Consider the following 15,001-nt stretch of genomic DNA (forward strand, 5'->3'; position numbering starts at 1 on the left):
TGTCATAGTAGCGCTTTAGAAAGAGCTCTGGGCATATTGTGCTAATGCAACACCGACAACGATGACAGGCGCCAATGGCATAACAAGATCATTACCCTTAGGACGTTTCAAACTTTTCCGACTTAGTTTTGTGTATAGCGGTCCAGACAAGTGAACTTTACTCACGATGCCTCCCGCACTGAGAGCTGATTTGTACTGAAGTAAATAATTCAGTACTCCGTACATGACACCGATAAAGACAGCACTAAGACCGATATATAGAAACGTATCAGCCAAATGACCGAAGCCGGTTAAAAATCCCACGACAGCCAACAACTTAACATCACCTGGTGCCATCCAACCCGCCAAATTGCATAGCAACGCGAGGATAAACACCATCACCATTGCTCCAACTTGGCCCGCGAAAAAGCCATAAGACTCATTCACTAAGACGGTTTGAAACGTCCCCGCTAAAATCAGCAGAGCAAGCAGATAGTTGGGTATACGATGCTGTCTCGCATCATATACACCAACTACAAACAACATAGTCCAAACTATAAGGCTCATATGTAATTTTTATCTGTAATGATTGATTGTCTACGAGAAGATGGCATCCAGCTCAGCTTGAAGAGTAGAGCCCCAACCCGAAAACACGACGGCCAACGCTGCAACCAAAAGACCCGCACCGACTACGTATTCAACAACAGACAGACCTTCTTCATCTTGCCAAAAGTCTTTGACGAACTTAGTGAACTTATTCATTTTCTGGTCTCCTTCCTGAATGGTTCCCTTTGAATCTAGATAGTTCTATCAATAGCTGTTAGGACTTTTTTGTCTTCTTTTGGTACTTTTTTATTCAAGATTTCATGTAAAAGTTTGCTTAACCATCACTGAAAGTAATGAGTTGACCGCGTTTATTTGGCACTAACCGTTGCGGTACTTGAACTGAATGATTTGGCAGATAGGAAATCGAGACCTGAAACGCACATTTCTCTGCAAAGAATTTATCTCTCAGGGTATTTTTGCGAGCGATTTAATTCTCAATTGTGAAACTTAATTCACAGATTACATCCCTTTTTGTTGGGCTGTATGTTGAATAGCAAAGAAGCCTATCAATCGGACCTCATACTTAGGTAAGTCGACTTGCACTTTGCTGCCATGATTCTAGGCTTAACTACAAAACCCCTTATTCCAAAGGGTTAACGATAAGAACGATGCGAGCGCAAACTATGGCAGGAAAACTGGAAGGACACTGGTTGGGAAGCCCGGTAAACTTTTTACCTAAGCGAGTTCAGGATGTTTGCCGGCACCATTTTGAGCTGGTGGAACACGGAAGCGACGTTTCAATCCTTAGTGAACCCAACATTCACTATGCATTGTTTTTCTATCAGAAGCCTCGCTGTCAGGAGTTACTCATGACAGCAATAAAGATGTGTGCCAATTTACATAAGTATCTGATTATTATTCACGATGGAAGCTACGAGAACTCTATCGGCCATCATGAGTCGATATTCGGGATTATGGATATTTCCGTTGATGACCCTTCAATTACCCTGATTGGATTATGTCAAAAGCTGCATATGAGTTTTGACAAACATATTTTTTCGCCCAAGTTGCAAGAAAGTCCTATTTCATCCGCAAGTATGAGCAAAGAAATGCTCGATATTCTGCGCTATATCGAACTCAACATTACCAAGGAAATTCGTGAAGAAGACATCGCAGCGTATTGCCACTACTCCGTTTCCTACTTCTCTAAGTTATTCCATAAAGTCATCGGGATTAGTTTTCGTGATTACATTTGCAACAAGCGGATTGCCATGGCGAAAAGGCTATTGGTCGATGAGCGAAATGCCAAAATCGCCTTTATTGCCTACCAGTGTGGTTATCATGATGTTTCCTATTTTTCTCGAATTTTCAAAAAGAAAACGGGTATTAGCCCGGGAGTTTTCCGCCAGATCCATTCTTAATAAATTCTGTAACTGCGTGTGAGCAAAGCTTCCCCAGAGCAAAACAAACTGCTATATTTAACAACCAATTAACATAAAAATAACAACAGTTTTGCCAATAACATGGAGTTAGAGAATGATTCAGCCTAACGAGTTAAGCAAACCGACCTGTGCTCTCCCACCACCCAATGAGATGATTTTGAAATGGGCCAGGGAACGCCCTAATGAGGTTTATCTCAAGCAAATTATCAACCGACAATTCGTTGAATTTACTTATGCCGACGTTGCGGATCAAGCACTTCGTCTTGTCTCAGCACTGCGCGATTTGGGTGCAAAACCGGGCGATAAGATTGCTTTAATATCAAAAAACTGCGCCGAGTGGTTTATCTGCGATCTTGCGTTCATGCTGGGTGACTTCGTCAGTGTTCCCATCTTCCCCACAGCAGGGGCCGATACGATCGAATACTGTATTTCTCACAGTGAAAGTAAAATCTTGATCGCTGGTAAGCTTGATGATGCCAAAGCAACGTCGCAAGTACTTACTGAAGTGCCCGATCTTATCACTGTCTCCCTGCCATACGATTCAGCACCAACGTGTCAGCATCGCTATCAGGATCTTATCGCGCACTATCCGCCAAGTGAAAGTCGTCCACAACATTACGATGACAAGCTGATGTCGTTGGTGTACACCTCGGGAACCTCGGGATTACCGAAAGGAGCAATGCTGACCTACGGCGCGTTCAGTTGGTCGGTTCAGCAGTTGATTCGACACATCGGCATTCAGGATAATGACCGCCTGTTCTCCTATTTGCCTTTAGCGCACATTACCGAACGCGTTTACATCTTTGGCAGCTCAATTCAGGGTGGCGTTCCGACGGCGTTTCCGGAATCACTCGATACCTTTATCGAAGATGTCAAAATGCAGCGCCCGACGTTGTTCATTTCGGTACCGAGACTCTGGACCCTGTTCCAGCAGCGTATTCAGGATAAGTTGCCGCAACGAAAACTTGATATCCTGCTTAAGATACCGTTCGTCAATACATTGATTAAACGCAAACTGGCTGATGGTCTTGGCCTCGATAAAGCGCGAGTGCTCGGTTGTGGCTCAGCACCTGTGTCCCCAGCACTGCTTTCCTGGTATCACAGTGTTGGTTTGAACATTACCGAAGCTTGGGGAATGACCGAGTCATTTGCTTACAGCACGATCAACTATCCATTCCGCGCCGATAAAATCGGAACGGTCGGGCAAGCCGGGCCGGGTATCAATCTCAAGATTGCCTCTGACGGAGAGATCATGGTTCAGGGCAAAGGCTTATTTTCCGGTTACTACAAAAATGATATTGCCACCCAAGAATCCTTTGATCGCGAAGGCTGGTTGCACACCGGAGATATTGGTTCGTTGGATGCTGAAGGCTATCTGACTATCCAAGGGCGTAAAAAGGATACCTTCAAAACAGCGAAAGGTAAGTTCGTTTCCCCCGTACCGATCGAGAAAAAGTTGTTTGAGTACAGTCGGGTAGAGATGATGTGCCTGATTGGCCTTGGGCTCCCCGCTCCTATTCTATTGGTCGTCCCTCATGATTTTCCTAACTTTGACCGGGCACGTTATGAACGCACAACGCGCAAAGTGATTGATAAAATGAACAACGAGTTGGAATCTCATGAACAAATTAAGGGCGTACTCATGATCAAAGAGCCATGGAGTATCGACAACGGCATTCTGACACCGACGCTTAAAATTAAGCGTCACGTGTTGGAACAAAAATACCATGAAGTCGGACAAAATTGGCCCAAAGGTCAGCTTGTCGTCTGGGAAGAATAATGAAAAAGGAGCCCGAGGGCTCCTTTTTCATTTTCACTATAAGTAACGCTGATAATCACGAGCGTTGTCACCGACTTCTTCTAACCCTATGTCTCGTCTAAGATGGGCATTTTCTGGTTCTGGTAATGCTCGACGGTGTTCCTTTTTCATGCCAAAAATCTGCTGAATCGCGTTAGTTATCTTTCTAATAACAGAATATTGCTGCTTAACTTGAATAACCTTTTCCATACATATCTTCCTGTACCCACCACCGCATAGCCCGTATTATGAAAAGGACGCTGACGCGATACGAACGATCATTTAACACACCGACTATAAGCAGAGATTATGGACAATCGCCTCAAACACCTTGCTGGTTTACGTTATTTCGAAGTCGCAGCACGCCTTCGAAGCTACAGCGCTGCCGCTACAGAGCTGTTTATTTCTCAAGCCGCCGTGAGCCAGAAAATCCGCCAACTGGAAGAAGGCCTGAATTGCAAACTTTTCGTCCGACAGGGCCGAGAAATGCAACTTACCAAACAAGGTGAAGCGCTCTACCATCAAGTCAGCAGTGGCTTTGAGAAAATCATCACTGGTCTTAATCAAATTCAAAGCGAACCGGTTGAAGGAGTACTGTGTGTACGTACTCCACCTTCATTTGCTTCACGCTGGCTGATGCCAAGATTGTGGAAGTTCACGATGGAGCATCCGTATATTCCGATCCGCCTCATTACCGATTGCGATACACCCAATATTCGCCACACTTCGATTGATGTGGCGATATGGCAGGGGGATGAAGAGGTCAATGATCCTGGCTTGCACCAAGAGATGTTGTTTGAAGAGCCCGTCTATCCCTTTTGTTCACCTGAGCTGGCTAACTCAATGCAATTCTGTGAGCCGGAACAACTGCTGAACTGCTGGCTGATCCACTTCGACTCACAGAGTTTTTCCTGGTCTCAATGGTTCAGACAAGCGTCCGTCGTCATGGCCAAAGATACCGTTCAATGGATGGAAGTGAGTACCTTCGACATGGCTCTGAATGCCGTGATTGCAGGTCATGGAGCCTGTTTGGCGACCGACAGTCTGGCCGATGATTTTGTTGCCCGTGGCCTGTTAGTCAAACCGTTCTCTGTCGGATTAACACCCGGTGTGCGCTACAGCTTGATCAGCGATCCTTCTTCATCCCGCGCAGCCCGTATTGAAGCATTCAATGACTGGCTGCGACGGGAGCTGAGACAGCAAGCACCGCTTTAACGCCAGAAGCTTTTGTTAACTTCTGCCTCAATCTGCTCACGCTCAAGACCCAGGTCTTTCCACAGATGCGGCGGCAAGTCACGCAGCTGACGACGAGTGCGGTAGTTTTGTCGCCATTGCATTAACTGACTCAAGAAAGTATTAACTGAATAACTTGGTAATTGGTGCTGAGTACATGATTTTTCGATTTGAGTAACGTTCATAAGTCCCCCTTGAACCCTGATTTGTTATGACTAATAATCGTCATTAATCGTTATCCCGACAAACGATAGATCTTGCCATTCAGTTAAGGAAAACTAATGTGAGTGAACGTATCCCGCCTTTTCAAGGGCTGTTTTATTTTTATACAGCCGCCGAAACAGGCAGTTTCAAAGTCGCAGCGGAAAAGCTGTTTGTGACACCAGCGGCCATCAGCCAACAAATTCGCCTATTAGAAGAGTGGCTTGGGGCTGAACTGTTTGTTCGCCAACACCGAAAAATTCATCTGACCCATGAAGGCAGTGTGCTGTATCAACAGGCTCAGAAAGGCTTTGCTCACCTGCAGGAAGGTATTCGCTTGATCAACCAAGATCCTTCACCGCATCAATTGTCGATTTCCACTCTGCCCTCTTTCGCTCAGCATTGGTTAGTGCCACGCATCGGCGATTTTCGAACCCAACATCCCGAAATTTCATTATTAATTGAACCCACCAGCGATCTGGTGAATTTTCAGGACTCCAGTGTGGATGTCTGCATCCGCTATGGCCGCGGTGACTACAAGAACGTCCATTCCGAATGGCTGATGGATGAAGTGCTCTACCCGGTCTGTCACCCGATTTACCAGCAGCAACACAATATTTATCAATTGGATGATCTGGTGCGCGCTGATCTCATCGAGGATATCTGGCCGGATATGGATTGGGGGTTATGGTTGCGTAACTTGGGCTATCACAGTAGCAAGTCGACTCTGCAGTACAACGGCTCTCAATTTGTGCTGGAAGGCGCACTGGCCGTTCAGGGGGTAGCTTTGGTGAAACATGCGACAGCATGTCGATACATTGAAGAAGGTAAACTGGTTCAGGTGGGAAACGTCGCCTTAAGACCGCGTTTTCAATTTTATCTGTGTGCGCCAAGTGGTTACTTCAAACGTCCAAAGATCCAGGCTTTTCATGCCTGGCTGAAAGAAGAAATCGCACAGTTCCAGCAGCGCTATCCTTACACGGGTGAGATTCGGGAAACACAATTCGAACTTTAGACAGTGTCTCTCGTTTGCCGCGCAGAGAGCTTAAATCTGAGCCAAAGAAAAAGCCCCGTCAGCTTTCGCCAACGGGGCTTTGTTGTTAAATGCTTAACTCAAGAATTACTTCTTAGCGTTACGCTCTTTAACTTCAGCAATCACTTTCTCAGCAACGTTTGCTGGACATGGTGAGTATTTTTCGAACTCCATAGAGAACTGACCACGACCTGAAGTCATAGTACGTAGCGTACCGATGTAGCCGAACATTTCTGATAGAGGAACGTCTGCTTTAATACGAACGCCAGTTGCACCAGCTTGTTGGTCTTTGATCATACCACGACGACGGTTCAGGTCACCGATAACGTCACCAACGTTATCTTCTGGAGTGAACACGTCAACTTTCATGATAGGTTCTAGAAGTTGCGCGCCTGCTTTTGGCATTGATTGACGGAATGCGCCTTTCGCTGCGATTTCAAATGCGATTGCAGATGAGTCAACTGCGTGGAAGCCACCGTCGAACAGTTCAACTTCAACGTCAAGCGTTGGGAAGCCCGCAAGCACACCGTGCGCCATCATGCTCTCAAAACCTTTCTCAACTGCTGGCCAGAATTCCTTAGGAACGTTACCACCAACTACAGTTGATTTGAAAGTGAAGCCTGAGTTTGGCTCACCTGGTTTGATACGGTAGTCGATCTTACCGAACTGACCTGAACCACCAGACTGTTTCTTGTGGGTGTAGCTGTCTTCGATTGCTTTAGTGATAGTTTCACGGTAAGCAACCTGAGGAGCACCGACTTCCAGTTCAACACCGTAAGTACGTTTCAGGATGTCCACTTTGATGTCCAGGTGAAGTTCGCCCATACCTTTAAGGATGGTTTCGCCTGAATCTTCGTCAGTTTCAACTTGGAACGATGGATCTTCTGCAACCATTTTACCGATCGCGATACCCATTTTCTCAGTTGAACCTTTGTCTTTAGGAGCAACAGCAATAGAGATTACTGGCTCTGGGAAGATCATTGGTTCTAGCGTACATTCGTGTTTTGGATCACACAGAGTGTGACCAGTTTGAACGTTTTTCATACCAACAACAGCAATGATGTCACCTGCTTGCGCTTCAGTGATCTCAGTACGGTCGTTCGCTTGCATCTCAACCATACGGCCGATACGTTCAGTTTTACCAGTCGCAGCGTTAAGGATGGTGTCACCCTTCTTCATGCGGCCAGAGTAGATACGGATGAACGTCAGAGCACCGAAACGGTCATCCATGATCTTGAATGCTAGCGCTTTCAGTGGCAGCTCTGGATCAACGATCGCTTTTTCACCAGTTGGTTCACCAGTTTGTGGATCAGTCAGATCTTGTGGTTCAACTTCAGTTGGAGCTGGTAGGTAATCTACTACCGCGTCAAGAACAAGTTGCATACCTTTGTTTTTGAACGCTGAACCACAGAATGTTGGGAAGAACGCTAGATCACGAGTACCTTTACGGATACATGCTTTGATTTGCTCAACAGTTGGTTCTTCACCTTCCATGTAAGCCATCATCAGCTCGTCGTCTTGCTCTACAGCAGATTCGATCAGAAGCTCACGGTACTCTTCTACTTGATCAACCATGTCTGCAGGAACGTCTTGAATACTGTAGTTTTCTGGAAGACCAGTCTCATCCCATACGTATGCTTGACGGTTCAGTACGTCAACAACACCCACGAAATCGTCTTCACGACCGATTGGTAGCGTCATCACCAGAGGAGTCGCCGCCAGTACGTTCTTCACTTGTTCAACAACGTTAAAGAAGTCTGCACCCATACGGTCCAGTTTGTTAACGAAGATGATACGTGCAACTTCTGATTCGTTCGCGTAACGCCAGTTAGTTTCTGACTGAGGTTCAACACCGCCAGAACCACAGAATACACCGATACCGCCATCAAGAACTTTCAGTGAACGGTATACTTCTACTGTAAAGTCAACGTGTCCAGGAGTATCGATAACGTTTAGTCGGTGTTTTTTCCACTCACAAGTTACCGCAGCTGATTGGATAGTAATACCGCGCTCTGCTTCCTGCTCCATGAAGTCTGTAGTCGATTCACCATCATGTGTTTCGCCTGCTTTATGGATTTTACCAGTAAGCTTAAGAATACGCTCAGTGGTAGTGGTTTTACCCGCGTCAACGTGCGCGAAAATACCAATGTTTCTGTATTTCGATAAATCTGCCATTGTCTTACTCTGTTAATAAGGTATAAAGTGCGCGCAGAGTATATCACAATCCGTCAAGACTGATACCCCTGCGTACACTTGCTGAAAAAAAATAGTTTACGTCCGCCTACTGCTGATGAAATATAGGCGATCCGGCACTAAGACGCGAGTCGATGAGCGAAATATTTAGCGAGCGTTTTGAATTCGCTTCCTCACAGTTCATCAAAAGCGGCGATAGCTTCAGACAGCTTGCGAACGCCGTGAATCTGCATTCCCGGAATGCCACCTTTGGGCATATTCGCAATCGGGACGATGGCTTTTTTAAAGCCATGTTTGAACGCTTCGTTCAATCTTTCTTGTCCACTCGGCACCGGACGGATCTCGCCCGCCAGCCCCACTTCACCAAACACCACCACATCTTTTGGTAGTGGTTTATCACGAAAACTCGAAAGCAGCGCCATCAACAGGGCCAGGTCGGCACTGGTTTCGGTGACTTTGACACCACCGACAACGTTGACGAACACATCCTGATCCGCCATTTGCAAACCGCCATGCTTGTGCAGCACGGCCAGCAGCAGTGACAATCGGTTCTGCTCTAAACCTACTGCAACGCGACGTGGGTTGGCCAGCTGCGAGTAATCCACCAGCGCCTGAATCTCAACCAAGAGTGGACGCGTGCCTTCCCACACCACCATCACCGAGCTGCCGGAGGTGGCTTCTTCACCACGTGACAGGAAAATCGCTGACGGGTTGCTCACCTCGCGCAACCCTTGCCCGGTCATGGCGAATACGCCCAGTTCATTCACTGCACCAAAGCGGTTTTTGTGACTGCGCAGCGTGCGAAAGCGGCTGTCTGAGCCACCATCCAGCAGTACCGAACAGTCGATGATGTGTTCGAGAACTTTCGGGCCAGCCAGTGTGCCATCTTTGGTCACATGACCGACGATAAACACCGCTACGTTATTCTGCTTGGCGTAACGGGTCAGAGCCGTGGCCGCTTCACGCACCTGAGCCACACTGCCCGGAGAAGATTGCACATCGGCAACGTGCATGACCTGAATCGAGTCAATCACCATAATGCGCGGTTGTTCTTTTTCGGCAATCTGGCAAATACGATCGACGTTGGTTTCCGACAGCATTTTAAGATGCTCTTTCGGTAACCCAAGACGAGAGGCGCGCATCGCCACTTGTTGCAGCGATTCTTCGCCCGTGACGTACAGGGTTTTCATTTGCGATGAAAGCAGACACATGGTTTGCAGCAACAGCGTCGATTTACCCGCCCCGGGGTTGCCACCGATCAAAATCGCTGCGCCCGGCACCACGCCGCCACCTAACACACGGTCGAGTTCTTTGAAGCCACTGGTAAAACGCGGCACTTCCTGCAAATTAATGTCGGACAGGGTTTGTACTACCGCTTCCGTGGCACTGCCCGCGTAGCCACTTAAGCGTTCATTGCGCGCCACTTGTGGCGACGCTGCCAAGCGAACTTCAGAAATGGTATTCCACGCTCCGCAGGCATTACATTGCCCCTGCCAACGCGGAAAATCCGCGCCACAGTCATTACAGACATACGCACGTTTTGCTTTAACCATGAATCCTCAAAAATCGTCTAAGTTGTGACTACACAGGTTTAATAAAATGTTGAATCACTGCAACATATCGCTAAAGATTTTACATCCAGAGCCGATGTATCATGAATGAGAACCACACTCTAACAGAAAAATATGCAGCAATCTGAAATTCTCTCTTTCGCTGAACAATTAATTCCGGTGTTTAACTCACCCGATTTCGAGCGCCTGCTGAACCAATTAACCAGCAACCATCCACCGTCAGTCAAACTGTTGGTAAAGATGGAGCTCAACCGTGTGATGGCGCCGTGTAGCAAAAGCATCGACCTGCGTGGTCGGGTGCAAGGTGAATGCCGAGAGTATGATCTGGATGGCCGCAAACACTGGCTCGATGATGTGGCCTTTAACGCCTATCACAAAGGGCTGAAGAAATACGGCAGCTACACCGAAGGGGTGTGGGATACACTGTATAACACGCGCAACAACTTCCGGGTCATGCAACAGCGTGGCACCCTCAATCAATCAAAACTCACCAGCGCCGACAGTCCGTTTGAAGTCGAACCAGTCAAACTCGGCTACGATCTCAAGCGTCAGGAAAACCGTTTAAAAATCGCATCACAGGTCAAAATTCACCTGCGTACTCGCGAACAGGTTGTCCACGGCCTGAGTGTTGATCTGTCAGCCTCTGGCGCCAAGTTCAAAGTACCTTCCGCGTTTGATTACAAACTGGGAGACGTTATCTCGGTGCTGTTCACCGAACTTGAGCAGACCTCAGAGATTGGTGGCCTCAACAAACCTATCGAATACCGTATTCTGGCGATTGAAGAGTCTTACGACAACGATGCCGTGAAGTTTTTACGCACGCTTAAGCTCTCCGAGACCAACGTCGTTGAGCAAGTGATCCTTGAATCACTGCGTAACAACGCGCAAAAAGCCAAACACGATAACCAGGACAAAATCATCCGCGCCCGTACTCGAGGGTACGAACACAGTTATCTCAAACACACCGCCAACCTGCCGGTCTTTTTCAGTGGCAGCGAACTCAAACTGGTGTTGATGACGGAAAACAACCAGCCTATCTGGCAATACTGGCAGGATGAACGCAATCAGCAAGCGTTGGGCAGCCTGTTCAACAGCAGCCGCATGGAGATGCTGACCAAACCCGGTATTCGTGGCAGCAACAACGTACTCTATTCCTTCAAGCACGACCACCAGGGCAAAACCCTGTTCTTTTCAATGATGATGCCAGAAGCGACTCGCGAACAACGTAAACTGTTCTGGCACATCGGTGCACGCAAAAACAGCTGGAAAGCGTTTCGCCTGTCGGTATTTGAGCTCTCTGAAGAGGAACGCGTTGAACTGGCGAAACATTCGCAAGAACTGGCCAATCACTCCAGCGAACTCACCCACTGCGGTATTTTGCAGGAAGTGAGTGATGTCAGCTCAGCGAAAGATTACCTGTTGGTGGACAAACCCGCCTTAGCAAGCAGCGAGCTCAACCCTTTCCGCCACCCGCGTAAAGTTGAAGGCATGCCGCTCAACATCTATTTCGATGCACGCACTCGCCGTAAAGAGCCACGTTATAAGTTCCGCACGCCGCTGCAACTTCACCTTAACGACCAAGTTTTGGCTGAGGGCTTTACGGTCGATCTGTCTAAACGCGGCCTGAGTCTGGTCCTCAGTAGCCCGGTGGAACTCAAAGCCGGCGATATGGTAAATGTGAACTTTCAGGAACTGAAGCTATACGACAAAAAGCTACCGCTGGATGCGTTGCCTTATAAAGTGATACGCATCAGTCCGGAAGGCCGCCGCCTGCAAATGGTGATTGAAGAGAATACGCAAACCATTAAGAGTATTGCCTTCTTTAACAGCATCATCGAAAACAACCAGGACAAGCTGCTACGTAAAGAAGAGATTCTGCCTAGTCAGTCATTGCTGGAAGGGTTGCACAACATTCTGCTGGACAAAATGGTCAGCACACCGATTTTCGTCGAGAAATCGGGGGCCAACCTGAGACCACGCGTCATCGGCGTCAACTACCCGTTGCCACCCCATCTGGCGCTGCTGGCGAAACTCGGACACGAGAACCGAATTTCACTTGAGCCGATCTTCAAAGGACACACCAATTCTTTACTCGCCACCCCGATGCGGCGCATTGATGGTGCCGAACCGCAATATAACGAGGTTTACATCGCGGCAATGAAGTTTGGTTCACGCATTCAGTCGATTGAATCAAGGCTGGTGAATGATTTTGCCAACACCAAAGAGCGAATGCAGTTTATTGCTCGTGCGCAGCACATGGGCGAAATTTACGTGCTGCGTGTCAGCGGTGTGCCGGTGTTTGACCCCATCACGATGTTAATGCGCAGCGACCTCAATGAACTGACCCAAATCAGCATGCCGCACGCCAAATCGCTGGAGAAAGAACTCAGCGCAATCATCGGCTTTGGTGAAATCATCGATATCACCGAAGAAGTGTTGATTCGTCTGGAACTGACCCAATAAAAAAACGAGGCATCACGCCTCGCTTTTTTTATCATTTCGCATCAATTACGGCTGCGCTTTCCAGCTCAGCTTCTGCTGCTTCACCAAACCAGCGGAGAGAATACACAATACGCCGCCCAACGCCGAGAAACGAACCGAGGTTTGCGCTTTCGCTTCGACTTTCGGCTTGGCATGATACGCCACGCCCAATCCCGCGGCGGACATCATCACCAAGTCGTTGGCACCATCGCCGACGGCAACCGTGTTGTGCATTTCGATATCGAACTGCTGCGCCAGTTCAACCAGGATATCGGCTTTGGTTTGCGCGGACACCACATCGCCCAGCACCTGTCCCGTCAGTTTGCCATCGACAATTTCCAGCGTGTTGGACTGAGCATGATCCAGTGACAACATCTGTTTGAGATGATCCGAGAAATAGGTAAATCCGCCTGAGGCAATCGCCGTTTTCCAACCAAACGACTGCAATGTGCCAATCAGCTCCGGCAGTTCAGGCATCAATGGCAGTTCACTGCGCACCGCTTCCAGAATTGCAGCATCGGCATCTTTCAGTTTGCCCACTCGTTGGCGCAGGCTCTGTTCGAAATCCAGTTCTCCCTGCATCGCACGTTCGGTCACTTCTGCCACTTCTTCCCCCACGCCGGCTAACTTAGCAATTTCATCGATACACTCGATTTGAATCGCCGTGGAGTCCATGTCCAATACGATCAGCCCTGGTTTGGATAGATCGGGCACTTCCGAGATGCGGGCGAAATCGAGTTCCAAACCTTTGAGGATGGTTTCATGCTCCGGCGTCAACTCACCCGCCATTAACGCGACGTCGTAACGACCCACTTTCCAGGTTTCCACGATGGTGTTGTACTGACCAGTGAAAAAATCAATGTCATCAAATTGCTGTGGCGACAGAAACTCGCCAAAAATGATCCAGTTGGCTTTGGATTTATCTAACTGGCTAGCAAAACGGGTTTCTGGCAGACGGTTGAGCAAAGTCGTATGTTTTTTAATAGTTAAGGTTTTCAAAGCGTCCATGTCCACTTTCCTTTGTTGGGATTCCCTGACGTTACCCTATTGCAATTTAAAAACGCAAGTCTCAATATGAGCCCAGTCTTATTTTTCTTTGGGTTAACAGTGTATGGACGGCTCTTTATTTTCCTTCCGTATGGTGATTCGTATCCTGGCAGTCCTCCTGTTGGCGGCGATGTTTTTCACCACCATCAAAAACAGTGTTGTGATCAGTAAAGGCAACGAACGGATTCAGGCCAATCAGTTGGAAACCCTGACTAAAGTGCTGATCACGCAAGCATCGTTGTCTGCGAGCAGCATGATTACCGATCAGGATCAGGAGCGTTTGTTAGCACTGACTAACCAGTTAGCCCAGGAACGTTTGGTATTTGATGCCACTATTTATGATTCTGAAGGGGTGAAACTGGCCGCCAGCGATTCTGCCCTGAGCGTGCGTGAAGTACTCGGCCTGGACACGCCACTGCAAACCGCCAGCATCGGCCGCCAGCAGTTAGTTGAACCGGTGATGCACGATGGCAGCCTGATTGGCTTTGTACGTATCACCTTTGAAACTGGTAAAGTGACCGCCATTTCCGATCATCACTACCGCAAGAGTGATCGCTACATGTACCTGATGCTGCTGATGAGCTTCATCAGTGGCGTGTTGTTAACGCTGCTATTGCGCCGTAAACCGAAAAACAAAGGCGAAAACCTGCTGTTGAAAAACGCCGGATAACCTGAAGAAACGCATAAAAAAACCTCAGCACATGCTGAGGTTTTTACGTTTTATCTTACTGAGAAAAATCAGTAACCTTCTTGGTCACCAATCAGCACTGAATCCAGCGCAATCTCAATCATTTCGTTGAACGTGTTCTGACGCTCTTCTGAAGTAGTTTGCTCACCCGTCTTGATGTGATCTGAAACAGTACAGATAGCCAGTGCTTTTGCACCGTATTCAGCAGCCACACCGTAGATACCCGCAGCTTCCATTTCCACACCCACGATGCCGTATTTATCCATCACTTCGAACATTGATGGATCCGGCGTGTAGAACAATTCAGCCGAGAACAGGTTACCCACTTTAACGTCGATACCGCGAGCTTTGGCTGCTTCTTCCGCCGCTTTCACCATTTTGTAATCCGCAATCGCAGCAAAGTCATGATCTTTGAAACGGATACGGTTCACTTTAGAGTCGGTACAAGCACCCATGCCAATCACGACATCGCGCACTTTGATGTCTTCATTAACGGCGCCGCAGCTACCAACACGGATGATTTTCTTCACTCCGTAATCTTTTACCAGCTCAGTCACGTAGATTGAGCACGATGGAATACCCATACCGTGGCCCATTACTGACACTTTGCGGCCTTTGTAAGTGCCTGTGTAACCGAACATGTTGCGCACGTCGCAGACCTGAACCACATCGTCCAGGAATGTTTCAGCAATGTATTTCGCGCGCAGCGGGTCACCCGGCATCAGTACTACATCAGCAAAATCGCCCATCTCAGCATTGATATGTGGAGTAGCCATGTGTGTTTTCCTT

Annotated in this window: 14 protein-coding genes; 6 read left to right on the forward strand and 8 right to left on the reverse strand. The window is 47.9% G+C overall.

The features are described 5' to 3' along the window. Positions 1-15 precede the first annotated feature (15 nt). Both DYA43_RS11220 and DYA43_RS11225 read right to left on the reverse strand, forming a co-directional pair. On the reverse strand, positions 16-525 hold the full coding sequence (locus tag DYA43_RS11220; protein ID WP_024373275.1) for a prepilin peptidase: 510 nt from the start codon (positions 523-525) through the stop codon (positions 16-18). 51 nt (positions 526-576) lie between these two features. Beyond that, positions 577-741: a Flp family type IVb pilin gene (locus tag DYA43_RS11225; RefSeq protein WP_024373274.1), complete on the reverse strand. Its 165-nt coding sequence runs from the start codon at positions 739-741 to the stop codon at positions 577-579. Between the two features lie 467 nt (positions 742-1,208). Between DYA43_RS11225 and DYA43_RS11230 the strand changes: the two genes are divergently transcribed. Beyond that, positions 1,209-1,946 carry a helix-turn-helix transcriptional regulator gene (locus DYA43_RS11230; RefSeq protein WP_081094807.1) on the forward strand — a complete coding sequence of 246 codons (738 nt, stop codon included), beginning with the start codon at positions 1,209-1,211 and terminating at the stop codon, positions 1,944-1,946. A 115-nt stretch (positions 1,947-2,061) separates the two neighbouring features. After that, positions 2,062-3,747: an AMP-binding protein gene (locus tag DYA43_RS11235; RefSeq protein WP_047461181.1), complete on the forward strand. Its 1,686-nt coding sequence runs from the start codon at positions 2,062-2,064 to the stop codon at positions 3,745-3,747. 36 nt (positions 3,748-3,783) lie between these two features. Here the strand turns inward: DYA43_RS11235 and DYA43_RS11240 are convergent, their stop codons facing one another. After that, positions 3,784-3,975, reverse strand: coding sequence for a hypothetical protein (locus DYA43_RS11240; protein WP_061056845.1), 192 nt, complete (start codon positions 3,973-3,975; stop codon positions 3,784-3,786). A 99-nt stretch (positions 3,976-4,074) separates the two neighbouring features. Between DYA43_RS11240 and DYA43_RS11245 the strand changes: the two genes are divergently transcribed. Beyond that, positions 4,075-4,980: a LysR substrate-binding domain-containing protein gene (locus DYA43_RS11245; protein WP_061056846.1), complete on the forward strand. Its 906-nt coding sequence runs from the start codon at positions 4,075-4,077 to the stop codon at positions 4,978-4,980. Here DYA43_RS11245 and DYA43_RS23095 read toward each other — a convergent pair. Continuing rightward, positions 4,977-5,183 carry a DUF1127 domain-containing protein gene (locus tag DYA43_RS23095; RefSeq protein ID WP_051154337.1) on the reverse strand — a complete coding sequence of 69 codons (207 nt, stop codon included), beginning with the start codon at positions 5,181-5,183 and terminating at the stop codon, positions 4,977-4,979. The genes DYA43_RS11245 and DYA43_RS23095 overlap by 4 nt on opposite strands. Positions 5,184-5,281: 98 nt before the next feature. Here DYA43_RS23095 and DYA43_RS11255 point away from each other — a divergent pair, with 98 nt between their 5' ends. Next, a complete protein-coding gene (locus DYA43_RS11255; RefSeq protein WP_020330550.1) occupies positions 5,282-6,214 on the forward strand; it encodes a LysR substrate-binding domain-containing protein in 933 nt (310 codons plus the stop codon). Between the two features lie 105 nt (positions 6,215-6,319). On the opposite strand, the gene fusA is transcribed toward DYA43_RS11255, so the two are convergent. Together fusA and radA are read right to left on the reverse strand one after the other, a co-directional pair. After that, positions 6,320-8,407 carry an elongation factor G gene (gene fusA / locus DYA43_RS11260; RefSeq protein ID WP_020429795.1) on the reverse strand — a complete coding sequence of 696 codons (2,088 nt, stop codon included), beginning with the start codon at positions 8,405-8,407 and terminating at the stop codon, positions 6,320-6,322. A 191-nt stretch (positions 8,408-8,598) separates the two neighbouring features. Further along, entirely contained in the window at positions 8,599-9,978 is a 1,380-nt protein-coding gene (gene radA, locus DYA43_RS11265; RefSeq protein ID WP_044364943.1) for a DNA repair protein RadA, read from the reverse strand. Positions 9,979-10,110: 132 nt separating this feature from the next. Here radA and DYA43_RS11270 point away from each other — a divergent pair, with 132 nt between their 5' ends. Next, on the forward strand, positions 10,111-12,459 hold the full coding sequence (locus DYA43_RS11270) for a PilZ domain-containing protein (protein ID WP_061056847.1): 2,349 nt from the start codon (positions 10,111-10,113) through the stop codon (positions 12,457-12,459). 45 nt (positions 12,460-12,504) lie between these two features. Here the strand turns inward: DYA43_RS11270 and serB are convergent, their stop codons facing one another. After that, entirely contained in the window at positions 12,505-13,485 is a 981-nt protein-coding gene (gene serB / locus DYA43_RS11275) for a phosphoserine phosphatase (protein WP_061056848.1), read from the reverse strand. 103 nt (positions 13,486-13,588) lie between these two features. Here serB and DYA43_RS11280 point away from each other — a divergent pair, with 103 nt between their 5' ends. Then, the gene (locus tag DYA43_RS11280) at positions 13,589-14,194 is read left to right on the forward strand and encodes a YtjB family periplasmic protein (RefSeq protein ID WP_061056849.1); all 606 of its coding nucleotides are present in this window, start codon (positions 13,589-13,591) and stop codon (positions 14,192-14,194) included. A gap of 68 nt (positions 14,195-14,262) precedes the next feature. Here the strand turns inward: DYA43_RS11280 and deoD are convergent, their stop codons facing one another. Next, a complete protein-coding gene (gene deoD, locus DYA43_RS11285; RefSeq protein WP_020330544.1) occupies positions 14,263-14,988 on the reverse strand; it encodes a purine-nucleoside phosphorylase in 726 nt (241 codons plus the stop codon). Between the last annotated feature and the right edge of the window lie 13 nt (positions 14,989-15,001).

Source organism: Vibrio fluvialis, assembly GCF_900460245.1.
Lineage (GTDB): Bacteria > Pseudomonadota > Gammaproteobacteria > Enterobacterales > Vibrionaceae > Vibrio > Vibrio fluvialis.

Excerpts from the sequence above, each read along its gene's own strand:
- DYA43_RS23095 (WP_051154337.1), bottom strand. The coding sequence starts at position 5,183 with ATGAACGTTACTCAAATCGAAAAATCATGTACTCAGCACCAATTACCA.
- DYA43_RS11245 (WP_061056846.1), top strand. The coding sequence starts at position 4,075 with ATGGACAATCGCCTCAAACACCTTGCTGGTTTACGTTATTTCGAAGTC.
- radA (WP_044364943.1), bottom strand. The coding sequence starts at position 9,978 with ATGGTTAAAGCAAAACGTGCGTATGTCTGTAATGACTGTGGCGCGGAT.
- deoD (WP_020330544.1), bottom strand. The coding sequence starts at position 14,988 with ATGGCTACTCCACATATCAATGCTGAGATGGGCGATTTTGCTGATGTA.
- DYA43_RS11280 (WP_061056849.1), top strand. The coding sequence starts at position 13,589 with ATGGACGGCTCTTTATTTTCCTTCCGTATGGTGATTCGTATCCTGGCA.
- DYA43_RS11240 (WP_061056845.1), bottom strand. The coding sequence starts at position 3,975 with ATGGAAAAGGTTATTCAAGTTAAGCAGCAATATTCTGTTATTAGAAAG.
- DYA43_RS11220 (WP_024373275.1), bottom strand. The coding sequence starts at position 525 with ATGTTGTTTGTAGTTGGTGTATATGATGCGAGACAGCATCGTATACCC.
- DYA43_RS11270 (WP_061056847.1), top strand. The coding sequence starts at position 10,111 with ATGCAGCAATCTGAAATTCTCTCTTTCGCTGAACAATTAATTCCGGTG.
- fusA (WP_020429795.1), bottom strand. The coding sequence starts at position 8,407 with ATGGCAGATTTATCGAAATACAGAAACATTGGTATTTTCGCGCACGTT.
- serB (WP_061056848.1), bottom strand. The coding sequence starts at position 13,485 with ATGGACGCTTTGAAAACCTTAACTATTAAAAAACATACGACTTTGCTC.
- DYA43_RS11230 (WP_081094807.1), top strand. The coding sequence starts at position 1,209 with ATGGCAGGAAAACTGGAAGGACACTGGTTGGGAAGCCCGGTAAACTTT.
- DYA43_RS11235 (WP_047461181.1), top strand. The coding sequence starts at position 2,062 with ATGATTCAGCCTAACGAGTTAAGCAAACCGACCTGTGCTCTCCCACCA.
- DYA43_RS11225 (WP_024373274.1), bottom strand. The coding sequence starts at position 741 with ATGAATAAGTTCACTAAGTTCGTCAAAGACTTTTGGCAAGATGAAGAA.